General features: G+C 74.9%; 8 protein-coding genes. 4 read left to right on the top strand and 4 right to left on the bottom strand.

Features of this window, described 5'->3' with window-relative positions; genetic code table 11:
- The first annotated feature begins 22 nt into the window (after positions 1 to 22).
- Positions 23 to 1,384: an NlpC/P60 family protein gene (locus ACXJKF_RS08310; protein ID WP_456787266.1), complete on the top strand. Its 1,362-nt coding sequence runs from the start codon at positions 23 to 25 to the stop codon at positions 1,382 to 1,384.
- Here ACXJKF_RS08310 and ACXJKF_RS08305 read toward each other — a convergent pair whose 3' ends face one another.
- Positions 1,385 to 2,068 carry a response regulator transcription factor gene (locus ACXJKF_RS08305; protein ID WP_456787265.1) on the bottom strand — a complete coding sequence of 228 codons (684 nt, stop codon included), beginning with the start codon at positions 2,066 to 2,068 and terminating at the stop codon, positions 1,385 to 1,387. It lies immediately after the preceding gene.
- 98 nt (positions 2,069 to 2,166) lie between these two features.
- On the opposite strand from ACXJKF_RS08305, the gene ACXJKF_RS08300 reads away from it, so the two are divergent.
- From ACXJKF_RS08300 to ACXJKF_RS08290, 3 genes are read left to right on the top strand one after another with little or no spacing between them, the layout of a single operon-like run.
- Complete coding sequence (locus tag ACXJKF_RS08300; protein ID WP_456787264.1) at positions 2,167 to 3,972, top strand: dynamin family protein; 1,806 nt, start codon at positions 2,167 to 2,169, stop codon at positions 3,970 to 3,972.
- Entirely contained in the window at positions 3,969 to 5,435 is a 1,467-nt protein-coding gene (locus ACXJKF_RS08295) for a dynamin family protein (RefSeq protein WP_456787263.1), read from the top strand. The genes ACXJKF_RS08300 and ACXJKF_RS08295 overlap by 4 nt, the downstream gene beginning before the upstream one ends.
- Positions 5,436 to 5,494: 59 nt before the next feature.
- Positions 5,495 to 8,125 (top strand): PASTA domain-containing protein, encoded by a 2,631-nt coding sequence (locus ACXJKF_RS08290; RefSeq protein WP_456787262.1) that lies wholly within the window; start codon positions 5,495 to 5,497, stop codon positions 8,123 to 8,125.
- Positions 8,126 to 8,143: 18 nt separating this feature from the next.
- Here ACXJKF_RS08290 and ACXJKF_RS08285 read toward each other — a convergent pair whose 3' ends face one another.
- Genes ACXJKF_RS08285 through ACXJKF_RS08275 form a run of 3 tightly spaced genes read right to left on the bottom strand, consistent with a single transcriptional unit; the run spans position 8,144 to position 14,108 of the window.
- Positions 8,144 to 10,615, bottom strand: coding sequence for a hypothetical protein (locus tag ACXJKF_RS08285; protein WP_456787261.1), 2,472 nt, complete (start codon positions 10,613 to 10,615; stop codon positions 8,144 to 8,146).
- Between the two features lie 3 nt (positions 10,616 to 10,618).
- The gene (locus ACXJKF_RS08280) at positions 10,619 to 12,925 is read right to left on the bottom strand and encodes a DUF3488 and transglutaminase-like domain-containing protein (RefSeq protein ID WP_456787260.1); all 2,307 of its coding nucleotides are present in this window, start codon (positions 12,923 to 12,925) and stop codon (positions 10,619 to 10,621) included.
- Positions 12,926 to 12,965: 40 nt separating this feature from the next.
- Positions 12,966 to 14,108 (bottom strand): DUF58 domain-containing protein, encoded by a 1,143-nt coding sequence (locus tag ACXJKF_RS08275; protein ID WP_456787259.1) that lies wholly within the window; start codon positions 14,106 to 14,108, stop codon positions 12,966 to 12,968.

Below are 14,108 nucleotides of genomic sequence, written 5' to 3'. Positions count from 1 at the left end.
GGGACCGGCCTAGCCTGGACGGGTGAGCGTTCTGGAGGCGCGGGAGATCTACAGGTTCGCCCGCCTCGCCGGGTTCGAGCCCGACGAGGCCGCGACCATGACAGCGATCGCCCTGGCGGAGTCCGGCGGGGAGACGGGCGCCCACAACCCGGTGGGCGAGGACTCGCGGGGACTGTGGCAGATCAACGTCGCCGCGCACCCGGACCTGCAGGGTGTGGACCTCTCGGACCCGCTGGCCAACGCGAAGGCCGCGTTCGACGTGTCGGGCGGCGGCGCGGACATCTCGCCCTGGACGGTCACGCACGGCGGCGCCGGTGCGCGCTACCTGAGCTACCGCACGGAGGCCGAGGTGGCGGCGCAGCTCAACGGCGACCCGGTCGGCGGGTCGTGGGTGGGCACCGACGGCTACGGCGACGTGACACCTGCGGGCGGCGCCGGCGGTGGCGGGGCCGTCGTCGAGGAGTGGCACCAGAGCGACGCGCTGCAGCAGTTCCTCGACGCCGCGACCGCGCAGGCGGGGGACACCTACGTCTTCGGGGCGAACGTCGACGTCGACGACGCCGACCCTGACACGTTCGACTGCTCGGGCCTGGTGAGCTGGGCGGCGGGCCGGGTCGGCGTCGACCTGCCGCACGCGTCCTGGAAGCAGTACCTGGAGCTCAAGGAGCTCGGTCTCGTCGTGCCCGTCGACGAGGCGATCGACACCCCCGGCGCGCTCCTTTTCAACTTCCCGTGGGAGCCCCAGCCCGGCGAGAGCGGCAGGCCCGGGAACGCGCACGTCGCGATCAGCATGGGCGACGGCCGGACCATCGAGGCGATGAACCCCACCAAGGGCGTCCTGTTCGGCGAGGCGAGCGAGCGACGGTTCCAGTTCGCGGCCGTGATCCCCGGCATCTCCGACGGCACGGCAGTCGCCGGGGCGCAGACTCCGGTGGACCCAGGGCTCGACACCGACGGCGACGGCATCACCGACGTCCTGGAGGCCAAGCTCGGGCTCGACGTGTTCCTGGTCGACAGCGACGGGGACGGCATCTCCGACGGCTACGAGATGCTCGTCACCGGGACCGGCGCGGCGACGGCCGACTCGGACGGCGACGCGATCGGCGACTCCACCGAGCTCGGGCTCGGCACGAACCCGCTCGCGGCGGACTCGAACAGCGACGGGACGCTCGACGGCGTCGCGCCCGGCGGGCTCGACAGCGACGGCGACACCCTCGACGACAGCCTGGAGCACGTGCTCCGGTCCGATCCGTTCGGCACCGACTCCGACGCCGACGGGTTCACCGACAAGGCCGAGTACGGCGCCGGCTACGACCTCGCGGACCCGCTGAGCAACCCGCTCGTGGCGCCCGCAGGCGGGACGGTCGACGACATCGTCGGTTAGTCAGATCAGCCCCTGGCGCACCGCGTACGCGACGGCGTGCGAGCGGTTGCGCAGGCCGAACCGCCGGGTGATGTCCTGGATGATCGTCTTCACGGTGCGCTCCGAGTAGCTCATCGCCCGCGCGATCTCCCGGGTGTCCGACCCGTCCCCGAGCATCCGCAGGACATCGCGCTCCCGGTCGGTCAGCGTCGCCATCGCCAGCAGGCGCGGAGCCGTCGCCGTCGGACCAGCCGCACCTTGCCGTGGCATCAGCGCCGCCAGGAGGTCCGGCGGGATGACGGCCTCGCCCGCCGCGACCGACCGCAGCAGGTGCCCGAGGCTGTCCGCGGTCACCTCCCGCCGACGCAGCAGCCCCACCGCACCGGCCTGGACGGCCAGCGCGACCGCCTCCGTGCTGACGTCGCCCAGCAGCACCACGACCCGGACCCCGGCGACGGCGCTCAGCTGGTGCAGGGCCGCGATGCCCTGGGGGGTGACCGCGTCGAGGACCACGAGCCCGATGTCCACGTGCCCGTCGCTCCCGGCGGCCTCCAGGTCGTGCAGCTCGCCGAGCATGGACCGCAGGCCGGCGCGCGTCAGCGAGTCGCCGCCCTGGACGCCGATCCTCAGCCGCACCCGGGGCACGGGCTCGGTGAACGCAGAGAGCCCGGTCGTCGTCGGCCGCCGCATCGTCGTCGTCGTCACCCGGACAGCGTGCCCAGCAGGGCTCAACAACCGCTCAACGAGAACTCAACGCGTCCCGTCGGCTTCCCGGCGGGGGGCTGAGCAGGGACAATGCGGAGATGGGGGGCGACGTGGAGCACGTGCTTGCGGCGATCGCCCAGGCCGCGCAGCGGCACGACCGGGCCGACCTGCGCGAGCGCGTCGAGCTCGCCCAGGTCCGCCTGGCGGACCCCGCCTGCCGCGTCGTCGTCTGCGGGGAGTTCAAGAAGGGCAAGAGCTCGCTGGTCAACGCCCTGCTCGGTGCCCGGGTGTGCGCGACCGACGCCGACGTCGCCACCGCGGTGCCCACCTACGTGCGGTACGGCGAGCGCCTCGAGGCGCACGTGCTCGAGGAGGAGAGCCCTGGGTCGGCCCGCGGGTCGGCCGTGCCGGCCGCGGAGCTCGACACCGTCGCCACCGGGCACGGCGGTCCGGCCGCGCGCGCGCTCGAGATCCGGCTGCCCCGGGAGCTCCTCGCGGGCGGGCTCGTGCTCGTCGACACCCCGGGGATCAGCGGCGGGCTGGCGTCGTCGCACGCCGGCGTCGCACTGCGCGCGCTGGCCGTGGCGGACGTGCTCGTGTTCGTCACCGACGCGGGCGCCGAGCTGGGTGCTGCGGAGATCGAGTTCCTCGCCCAGGCGTCCGCGCTCTGTCCGGTCGTCATCGGCGCCGTCACGCGGATCGACCTGTACCCCCAGTGGCGCCGCATCCTCGACGTCGACACGGAGCACCTGCGTGCAGCCGGGCTGGACGTCGACCTGCTGCCGCTGTCCGCGCCCCTGCGCCACCATGGTCTGCGGGAGCGCGACCGGGACCTGCTGCTCGAGTCGGGGTACCCGCAGCTGACGGCCCGGCTGGTCGCCGAGCACGCGCGGGTCTCGGGGTCGGGTGGTGCGTCGGCCGCGGCCGTCGGAGCGAGCGTGGTCGGCCAGCTCGTCGCCGAGGTGACCGCGCAGCGGCGTGCCCTCGACGCCGACGCGGCGTCGCAGGAGCAGCGCCAGGCGTGGACGCGCGCGCGGGAGCAGGCCGCGGACCTGCGCAGCGCCAGCTCGCGCTGGCAGCAGGTGCTGTTCGACCGGATGGCGGACGTGGGCGCGGAGGTCGAGCTCGACCTCACGGTGCGCATCCGCGCCCTGCGGCGGGAGGCGTCCGAGCGGATCGCGCAGATGGCTCCCGCGCGGCTGGCGGCGGACCTGGGCCCATGGCTCCAGCAGCGAACCACGGAGCTGATGCTCGACCACCAGAACGTGGTCCGCGCCCAGGCCGACCAGGTGGCGGACGCCGTTGCTGACCAGTTCGGGTCGGCGGCCCGGGACCTGCGGCGAGGCCTGGACCTCGGGACGGAGGAGGCCGGCCCGGTGCGCGAGGTCGCGTTCGCGTCCGCCGGCTCCCAGTCCGTGTCGCGCCTCGACATGGGCCTGGTCGCGCTGCGCGGCGGGTCGGCCGGCGCGATGATCACGCACGCCGCCGGCCTGGTGCTCGGGCTGGCGTTCCCGGTGGTCCTGCCCGCCGCGCTCGTGCTGTCCACCGTCCTGGCCGGCAAGTCCTGGCAGAGCGCCCAGAAGGCACAGCTGCGCGCGTTGCGAGCGGACACCGACCGGGCCGTGGCGGCCTACCTCGAGGAGATCGACATCGCGGCCCGCAAGGACACCCGCGACGCCGTCCGGCGCCTGCAGCGTCGGCTGCGCGAGACGTTCAGCGCCCGGGCCGCCGAGCTGTTCACCACCGCCAACCGGTCCGTCGAGTCGCTCTCTACGGCGCTGACGGGCGGCGACGAGGCACGCACCGTCCGTCGCGCCGAGCTGGACCGGGAGCTCGAGGTCCTGCGGGGCCTGCAGCGCGAGGTCGGTGCCCTGCTCACAGCACGGCTCCCGGTCGCGGCATGAGCACCGCGACGACGACGGCCGTGCGCAGGCTGCTCACCGACGCGTGCGAGGCGTACCGCGGCCTGCCGGAGGCCGACGGGCTCCAGGACGTGCTCGACGGCTGGGACGGACCGCTCCGGGTGGCCTTCGCCGGACGGGTGAAGGCCGGCAAGTCCACCCTGCTCAACGCGCTGGTCGGTGAGCGGCTGGCCGCCACCGACGCCACGGAGTGCACCCGGATCGTCACCAGCTACGTCAACGGACCGGCCACCCGCGCGTGGGCCTACCCGTTCGACGCCGAGCCCGTGCAGGTGCCCTTCCTGCGGGTGGGCGGGCAGACCAGGATCGAGCTGGGCGACCTGGCGGCGGACGGCGTCGCGCAGCTGGTCGTCGAGACCCCGAACCGGCGCCTGGAACGGCTCACGCTCGTCGACACGCCCGGCATCGGGTCCGTGCGGCGTGAGGTGTCCGCACGCACCGACACGTTCCTGCTGGACGACGGCTCCGGCGCCGACGCGGTGCTCTACCTGATGCGTCACCTGCACACGGCCGACGTCGGCTTCCTGCAGTCGATGAGCGACGAGCAGGAGGCAGGGGTGTCCCCGGTCAACGCGGTCGGCATCCTCTCGCGGGCCGACGAGATCGCCGGCGGTCGTGAGGACTCGCTCGAGGTGGCCGCCCGGATCGCCCAGACCTACTCGGCCGATCCGCGCGTGCGCTCGCTGGTCCAGACCGTCGTGTCCGTCTCGGGCCTCCTCGCCCTGGCGTCGACGGGCCTGCAGGAACGTCAGCACGCGGCCGTCGCCACCCTGGCCGCCGCACCGACGTCGCTGCTCCTGTCGGCCGACCGGCTCCTGGACGCCCTGCCGGAGCACGGGCCGTCGCGGGAGGTGCGTGCCGAGCTGCTCGAGGTGCTCGGGCTCTTCGGCGTCCGGCTCTGCGTCAGCCTGGTCCGGCTCGGGTCCGCCGCGGACGCGGCCACGCTCGCGGGGGCGCTGCGCAGGCTCAGCGGGCTGGAGGACGTCCGCGGGCTGCTCCTCGAACGGTTCGTCGCCCGCGCGACCGTCCTCAAGATGCGTCGCGCGGTCCGGACCGTCGAGGCGGCGCTCGCAGCGAGGCCCGTCGAGGCCGCCGGTGTCCTGCGCCGACGGGTCGAGGAGGTGCTCGCGTCCGCGCACGAGCTCGTCGAGCTCCGGCTCCTGGACGACCTGCGCACGGGCGAGCTCCAGCTCGGCGACGATGCGGCAGCGCTCGACGCCGAGCGGCTGCTGGGCGTGGACGGGGACACGCCGCACGAACGCCTGGGACTGGACCCGGCGGTGCCGGACGAGGAAGTGCGCGCCGCGGCCATCGAGGCGCTGCGACGCTGGCACCGCCGGGCCGCGAGCCCGCTCGCCACACCGGATCTGCGCCGCACGGCCGAGCTGGTCGCCCGCAGCTGTGAGGGCATCGTCGCGGGCATGCCGGCCGCCAGCCTTCCCTGAACCGCCGTCAGGGGTGTGCACTAGGAGGCGGGTCGCGCCGACGGGGGGAGGCGATCGGGTTGCCACTCTTCCGCGGTCGCCGGCCGAGCGCCGCAGCCGTCGTCGGGTCCGTGGCCGTGGCCGTCCCGCTGCTGCTCGTCGGGGTCGCGGGCCAGGGCAACCCGGTGGGCGAGCTGCACCAGGAGACCGGCACCGTGTGGATCTCCTCACCGGACCAGGGTCTGCTGAGCCTGATCGACGGCTCCTCCCAGGAGGTCGCCGCATCGCTGCGGGTGGCCGTCCCCGTCGGCGCGCTCGACGTCACCCAGGCGGGAGCGGCCGCCTACGTGACCGACGTCGCTGCCGGGACCGTCACCCGCGTGGACGGGGCCACGTACGAGGCGACACCGCCGTTCCTGCTCGGGACGCCCGGCGGCGGGACGACGGTGCTGACCGGCGGCGACGCGGTGTTCGTGGTCGACGCGGCGCAGCGCACCGCGACACGCCTCGACCCCACGACCCTGCGGACGGGCGAGACGCTGTCCCTCGCGGCGCAGCCGGGGCCGGAGCAGGCGGTGGTCGACGACGAGGGCACGCTGTGGGTGGTCGACTCGGGCGGCGGCGGGCTCACCTGGGTCGACGGCTCCCGGCAGGGGGTGATCGCCGGTGTCGACCCGGAGAGCGTCCTCGTCCTCGTGGAGGGTGGTCCGGCCGTCGTCGACGTGGCCCACCGCCGGGTCGCCGCGGTCGACCGTGGCGGGGTCGGGGAGTGGGGCTGCCTCGACGTGCGCCCGGAGGACCAGGTCCGGGCGCTCGGCTCGCACACCCGTCCCGAGGTGTACGCGGCTGTGCCGAGCACCGGGACCGTCGTCGTCGCCGCCGTGGGCCGGGACGACTGCTCGCGGGTCGTGTCCGTCGCGGAGCCCGGGACCAACGACTTCGGCGCGCTCGCGCAGAGCGGTGCGTACCTGTTCGTGCCGAACCGCACCGACGGGACGACCACCGTCGTCGACACCCGGACCGACACGAGGCTGGTCGCGTTCCCGCTGACGCCGCCGGGCAACGACGTGCAGCTCGTCGCCAAGGACGGGCTGGTGTTCTACAACGACCTCGACTCGCACGTCAGCGGTGTGCTCACGTTCACGGACGGCACCTGGGTCCAGGGCCCGGCGATCGACAAGTACGACCCCACCACCGGGCAGCCGGTGACGGTCGAGACGCCCACCGGGCCGGGGGCGGGGTCCGTACCCGGCGCACCGGCCCTCGGAGCGCCCGAGGCGTCCGCGGCACCGACCGAGACAGCGACACCGCCCGAGCCGACCCCCGAGCCCGTCAAGCCCTCGGCCGCACCGACGGCCGAGGCGAGCGCGGCCCCGACCGCGCCGACCGCTGCCGTGCCGAAGAGGTCCGACCCCGGTGCCGAGCCGGGTCCGCCGCCGGCCCCCGGTGAGCTGGCCGTCGGCACGCTGACGGCGACCCCTGCGGTCCTCGGTGCCGACGGTGTCACGCGGCTGACCGCACCCGTCGCGAACACGAGCGGGGCGCACTGGGCCGTGACCGTGCGCGCCCAGGACTGCGAGTTCACCCAGACGACGGCGATGGCCGAGCTGCCGGACGGGGAGCTCTTCGACACCCCGCTCGGGCCGTTGTCCAGCGAGTGTCTCGGGGTGCACTCCGTCGAGCTCGTGCTCGTCGGGCCCACGGGGACGGCGTCGTCCAGCACGACGATCGAGCTGGTGGCGGACCCGGCCAGCACGCCCGACGTCGCCGACCTCGCCTGCACCCCCGAGCACCCGGCACCGGACGAGGCCATCACCTGCACGGCGTCCGAGGCCGTGGTCGGGTCGCGTGCGACGTGGACCTGGTCCATCGCGGACACGGGCACCGGCGAGGTCGTGGTGAACCCGACCGTCCGCTCGGCCGCCGAGCCGTTCGTCACCACCGTGCCCAGCCCGTCGCGCTACACGGTGACGTTGCGCGTCCGGTACAAGGGCTCGGTCGACGAGGCCACGATCGAGATCGCCACCTCGACACAGGTGCCCGACGTGGTCGGCGTGTCGGTCGACGAGGCCACGGCGACCCTGGCGCGCGCCGGTCTCGGGGTCACCACCTCGACCGAGGCGAGCAACGTGGAGGCCGGGCTGGTGCTGCGGAGCGACCCGAGCGCGGGCGGGTCCGCCGTCGTGGGGGACACCGTCGAGGTCGTGGTCTCGGGTGGGCCGAACCCGCCGGTCGACCTGCACGAGCGCGCGCCGGGCGCCTCCTGGGCGAGCGGCGCCGGCGACCTGGTCTTCAACGGGAGCGACGGCGACGACCGTGGCTTCGTGATCGAGCGGTCCGCGGCAGCGCTCGAGGACGGGAGCACGTCGCTCGCCCTGGAGACCCACCCCGACTGGGTGGCGGACGGGTGGATCGAGGGCCGGTACACGCTCGACGCACCGATCCTCGCGGGCGACCGGTTCCGGGCGACGGTGGGCTTCATGGCAGCCTCGGCGGGCGACGCGACGTTCCGGGTGGGCGGGGTGCTGCCGAGCGGGACAGAGGTCGAGGTGTACGCGGTGAGTGACACGAGCGCTGACGGGGTGCTCCGCGCGATCGACGTCGACCTCTCGCCCGTCGCCGGGGCACGAACGATCGTGCTGAGGGTGGACGCGGGGGCGACCTCGGCGCAGGACTGGGCCGTCTGGCTCGCGCCGACGATCTCGCCCTGACGTGTTCCCGTCGCCCGTTCAGGACGTGCACGCCGCGAGGTCGACCGGTCGGGCCTCCGCGGCCGCCCCGAACCGGTCGGTCGGCAGGATCGACGCGCCGGACACCGCCGCGAGGTCCACGGACCTCGGCACGACGAGCGAGTACTCGCCCCGGGTGCTGGTGGGCAGCATCCGGTACCCACCCTCCGGGCCTCCCGGCGCGCCGTCGAGCGTCAGGCGGACGTCGATCGAGCCGGCGTCGGCATCGGCGAGCGCCGCGGTCACCGTGACCCGGCCGGTGTCCTCGTCACGCGTGCAGACCGGGTCCGCCGTCCACGCCGGCGGCGTGTTGACGCGGACGTCGACGGGGACCCGCCGGTCACCGAGCACCAGGGTGACCGCCCCGGTGACGACGCCGTCCGACGGGGGAGTGCCCGTCACGCGGACCGCGACCGGGACCGGTGCCGCGTCGGTCGTGTGCTCGAGGCCGTCCACCGTCTCGATGGGGCCTGCAAGGACGTCGAGGTCCGTGGCGTCGGCGGCGAGCCACGGGGGCAGCTCGAGCGTGACCGTCGAGTCGACGAAGCAGTCGTCGGCGGTCACGTTGAACGTCCCGGTGCCGTCCCGGCGAAGGTCGATGAACCGGCGCCCGGTCAGCGCCGGGGTGCAGCGGTCGGCGACGACGATCGGCACGCTCGCGGGGTCCTCGAGCCCGCCGCTCTTCACGGTGAGGTTGACCTGGTAGTCGCCTGCTTCCGGGAACCGCACCGGGAACGGCGCGCCCGGCGGGAGGTCCTTGGCGAACAGGAGCCCCTGCTCCGCGTGGGTGACGCTCCAGGACCACGTCGCCTCGCCCGCCGGCAGGCCGGACTCGACGGCCGCGATGTGGATGATCTCGCTCGTGCCGGGTGTCGTGTCGTCGACGAGGAAGTCCTCGATGTGCGGGGTCGGCACGAGCACCGTGTCGATCGCCTTCCTGCTGATCGCGTGGTGGCCCGCCGAGTCCACGATCTCGAGCACCAGCGTGTACGACGCGGGTTCCGTGCCCTGCAGGGTCAGCTCGACCGGGCCGGGCTGCTCGGAGGTCCACACGACGGTGCCGTCGGCGGCGGTGATCGTCCACGACCAGCTGGTCCCCACAGCACCGCGCACGTCCGGGACCAGTCGCACCGGCTGGCCGAGCACCGCCGGGTCCGGCCGCACGCTCACGCCGTCGATCTGCGGTCCGCCCTCGACGGCGCTCGACGGTGCCGACGGGGCCGTGCGGCCGTCGCGCTGCGGGGCCACGGCGGCCCAGTCGGTCGTTGCGGTCCCGTCGCCCTGCCGCGCGTCGTCGCTGCCGGCGGAGTCCCCGAGGGTCGCGACGCCCTCGTCCGTGCTCGGGTCGAACTTCTGCACCTCGGTGGAGGACCAGGTGTCGCCGTCGAGCGAGATCACGCCGGACACCTCGGAGTCCAGGTCGTTGTAGAAGACGATCCCGTCCTTCGACGTCAGCTCGATGCGGCTGCCGGGCCCGGCCAGCGGGAGGTCGGCCACCTGCCGGCCCAGGGACGTGTCGACGACCGCCGTGCGCCCCGTCGTGCGGTCGGGCACGAAGACGTACCGGCCGTCCTGGGCGAGGGGGCCGAAGTCGGCGGTGCCCGGCTCGGCGATCTCGATGGACGCCGCGCAGTCGTCCCTGCCGACCGTCGCCACGACGAGCGTGCCGTTCGCCGGCACGGCGGAGTACACCTGGTCGGAGGTGGCCGACCCGAGGATCCTCGCGGGGGACCCGTCCCACTGCCCGACGCACGACCAGCGTCCGGTGGGCCCGTCGGAGCCCAGCTGGACGACGCGCCCGCCCTCGACGTCCACGAGGACGGCGTGACCCTCGACGAGGACGAGCTGCGCCTGCGGCAGCCCGACCTTGTCGACGTGCTTGGTGCGGTCGAACCACGTGAGGTCCCCGGTGGTCGCGTCGACGACCCAGAGCCGGCCGTCGTCGTCCACGACGGACTGCCCGTCTCCCGGCTCGGCGGCGAGCGAGAGCTCCGTGCGCACCTCGAGCGTCTCGGGGTCGACGCGTGCCGCGGTGCGCCGCTCGGGGTCGAGCACGTAGACCGCGCCGCCGCCCTCGAGCACCAGCGGCCGGCCGCCGGGCGCTGCGAGCCGGGCGGCGGCGCCGGCCTCGAACGTCGCCCCGTCGATCCGCGCGCCAGTGCCCAGCGTGCGGTCGACGACGTACGCGGAGGAGCCGCTCTGGGTCACGGCGAGCTCGTCCCCCGCGAGGCTGCCGGGCGCGGGGAGGGAGACGACGATCTCCCGGGACGGACCGTCGAGCAACGAGACCGTGCCCTGCTCGGGCGACGCGACCCAGGCGCGCCCCGCCACCTGGCGCGGTGCGTCGAGCGGGGCGTCCTGGCCGAGGCGGAGCGCGAGGCCCACGGGTGCGGCGACGACGGCGCACGCGACGAGCACCGTGAGTGCGCTCCGGGTGCGGGGGTGCCGTCGCGGGCGGGTGTCGCGCAGCACGGCTCAGCCCTCGTGGGATCGGCCGGCGGCCACGGGCTCGGCGACCGGTGCCTCGGGCTGCAGCGGGTGCAGCGTCGGCGCCGGCGTCCGGCGTGCCCAGCGGCCCTGGGGATCGAGCAGCGGGCGCGGGTCCAGCGCCGCGCGCCAGCGCACCACGAGCGGCAGACCGTGGGAGATCGAGGTTCGGATGCTCTGCTCGAGCTCCCAGGCCTGCGCCGCGACGCCGGGGCTGGGCTCGAAGGGCGAGTAGACCGTGGCGGTGGCCAGACGGGCGAGCTCCATCAGCTCGGTGCCGCCGGTCGCAGCCTCGCGCTGGGCGGCCCAGTGGGCCAGCTCGATCGCGGTCCACGTCGGCGGGGTGGGCGCGCCGATCTCGCGCAGCCGGTCGCTCGTCTCGCGCCACGCCGCACCGACCTGCTGAGCCGGGCTGCCCCGGCGCCGTCGCGCGTTCCGGCGCACAGCCTTCGCCACCAGGATCCCGGCGAGGGCCAGGAGCGCCGCCAGGACGAGCGCGGCGACCAGGTACGCGGTGCCACGCACGACGGTGGCGAGGGTCCCGCCGGGGACCTCGGTGGCCTCGTCGAGCTCCGAGGTGTCCGGCTGCGCGGGCTGGGCGGCGCCGGCGTCCTGCGGCAGGATCGGCTCGTCGGGGTCCTGAGGTGTCTGCGCGGCGGCCACGTTCGCCGTGTCCGTGGGGTCGAACGCGACCCAGCCGTACCCGTCGAGCAGGACCTCGGGCCAGGCGTGGACGTCCGTCGACTGCACGGTGTACGTGTCGCCGACGCGGTCGTCCTCCTGGAGCAGGTAGCCCACGGCGACCCGGCTGGGGTACTGCATCGCGCGCGCGAGGATGGCGAACGCGGACGCGTACTGCTCCGCGTTGCCCGGCACGGCATCGGGACCGACGAGGACGCGCTCGACCGCGCCGTACGAGTGCCCGGGGAGGGCATCGGGGTTGGTGCTCCGTTTGCGCAGCGACTCCTCGAGGCTCTTGAGCTGCGTCCACGGCGTCACCCAGTCGGCCTGCGCGGCACGCGCCTCGCTCGCCACCCACGTCGGCTCGTCGGGCAGCGCGAGCAGCGCCGGTGCGACCTTGGGTGGCGCGGCCGTGTCGATGCCGGCCCTGCCGGCGACGTCGGCCGTGAGCGTGTACGAGACGGCTCCCGTGAGGCTGTCGTCGGCGTCCGCCCGGACCAGCGACCCGCTCGCCTCGTCGATGGCGGCCGCCGTGCCGGTCAGCGACCGGGGCTGCCCGACGACCGGGAGGTACGGGCTGCGTGGCGTGAGGACCGAGATGTCGAGCGCGACCGTCTCCGCGCCCGTCGAGGGCTCCTCCGCGTGCGGCAGCTGCGTGCCGGCCAGGACGAACGTGCCGGACTGGCTCCACAGCGCGCCGTCGAACGTGTCCAGGGCCGCGAGCCGGATGCGGTCCACCGGTGTCCGGGGTGTTCCCTCGACGGTCACCTGGTAGAGGGGCGTGGGCTCGCCGACCAGCTGTGGCTTGAGCTCGACCAGCGGGGAGAGGCCGACGGTGACCTGGACGTCGGGCTCGTGGGAGTCGCGCGGGTCCGCGCGGTCAGAGCCGTCGGCCAGGGGCAGGACGAGGGCCCCGGCGGTCGCGGCGACGATGACGAGCGCTACCCCGGGCACGCCCAGCAGCACGCGGCCGACCGCCGACGTGCGCCGCGCGGCGACGCCGTCCGCACCGACGGCGTCGTCCAGCGCCTGCTCCCGCCGCTGCTTGGCCGTCGCGTCGCGGCTCACCACCGCCGCGGGGTCGGGCCGGTTGGCACGCACGAGCACGAGGAGGGCCAGGCACGCCAGGAGCGCGACGGTCACGCCGAGCTGCGTCTCCTGACGCGCGGCGGTGACCGTGAGCGCGAGGACGAAGACCCCGAGAGGCGGCAGGCACAGGGTGACGACCACGGACGTCCGCAGGACCAGCACGCCCACCAGGTACGACGCGACAAGACCGGCCGCCACCGGCAGGGCGAGCACCGGTGGCTCCGGGTCGGCCGGCAGGGCGACGGTGAGCATGCGGTCCCACCCGGACAGCAGGTCCTGCGCGGCGGTGACCGGGTCGGGTGGCCACGGCTGGAGCGTGAGCAGCGCGTAGAGGTAGAGCCCGACCAGGCCGACGGGCGCGAGCGTCCAGGCCGGCCAGTGCCACACCGCACCGGCGGCGGCCAGCGCGACGCCGACGAGCACGGCGCCGATCGTCACCGGCAGCCACGTCGTGACGGCGAAGTACGGGCCGAACGCGAGGCACGCGACGGCCACCGCCAGCGTGCCGAGCACCAGCTCGAGCACGACCCCGGCGGTCGCCCTCCATCGCCCCCCGTCCGCCACGTCAGCCCCTGATCTGCGAGTTCCAGGCCTCGGCGAAGTCCTCGCTCGTGGCGACGTTCACGACGAGCGCCCCCTCGAGCGGGGCGGCCCGCCGACCGAACCGTTCGCCCAGCTGGGCGACCGACACCATCTGGAAGCGGCCCCGCACCCGCGACACGGCGGCGCGCTGCTCGGGTGACGGCTGCCCGGTGACGACGCCGAGCGAGACGCCTTCCTCCCGCGGCGTGAGCCGCAGCAGGGCCGCGAGCCCCGGGTCGTCACCGGAGGGCTCGACGCGGGCGAGCAGGTCGAGCACCTCGCTGCGGTCGCGCGTGCGGTCGACGACGACCCCCGCACCGCCCGTCGTGTGCAGGGCGAGCGGGAAGCGCCCGTCGACGGCGGCCACGGCGAGCGACGCGGCGACGCGGACCGCCTCCTCGAAGCTCTGGGCGTCGTAGGGGTCGGCCGACGTGTCGAGCACGATCATCAGGCGGGGCTCCTGCGGGACGACGTTGTGGCGGACCATCAGGACGCCGGTCCGTGCGCTGGCCTTGGCGTGGATGAGCCGGTGGTCGTCGCCGGGCTCGTACTCGCGCAGGCTGTGGAACGCGATCCCCCCGCGCGGTGCGCTCGACGACGTCGGACCCTCGGAGTCCTGCGACCGCCCGCTCGGCAGGACGGAGACCGCGTGCAGCAGGGGATACACCGTCAGCGCACCGGTGGACGGGAAGTCGTGGGAGATGCGCAGGAGGCGCAGCGGGTCGGTGTGCCCGATCGACAGGGGGCCGACGGGGAACACCCCGCGCCGGTCGGTGGGCAGGGGATACGTCGATGCGTGCGACGCGCCTGGCGCGAGGCTGGGCAGCGGCAGCGTGATCGTCCGCGTCCCGAACCGCTCGAGCGCGAGGACCGGCGGGCTGCGGCGGCGAGCGGTGTTGGTCAGCGTGACGACGCCGCGGGCGAGCTCACCCTCCTGGACGCGCAGCGGCTGGATCTCGCGGACGGCGTCCAGCGACGGCCGGTAGACCATCCACAGTGCGGAGATCGCGAGGGCCAGGACGCACGCGAGCCCGACGGCGACCAGCTCCGGGTAGTCCAGCCACCACCCGGCGAGCAGGAGCAGGACCCCCGCGATCGCGACCCCTCTGCCCGACGCGGTGATCAC

The organism is Cellulomonas sp. P5_C5, assembly GCF_054049655.1.
This window is presented reverse-complemented; position numbering and strand designations above follow the sequence as displayed.

What these genes read in the sequence shown, in the direction of transcription:
- ACXJKF_RS08300 (WP_456787264.1), top strand. Translation starts at nt 2,167, where the DNA reads ATGGGGGGCGACGTGGAGCACGTGCTTGCGGCGATCGCCCAGGCCGCG.
- ACXJKF_RS08295 (WP_456787263.1), top strand. Translation starts at nt 3,969, where the DNA reads ATGAGCACCGCGACGACGACGGCCGTGCGCAGGCTGCTCACCGACGCG.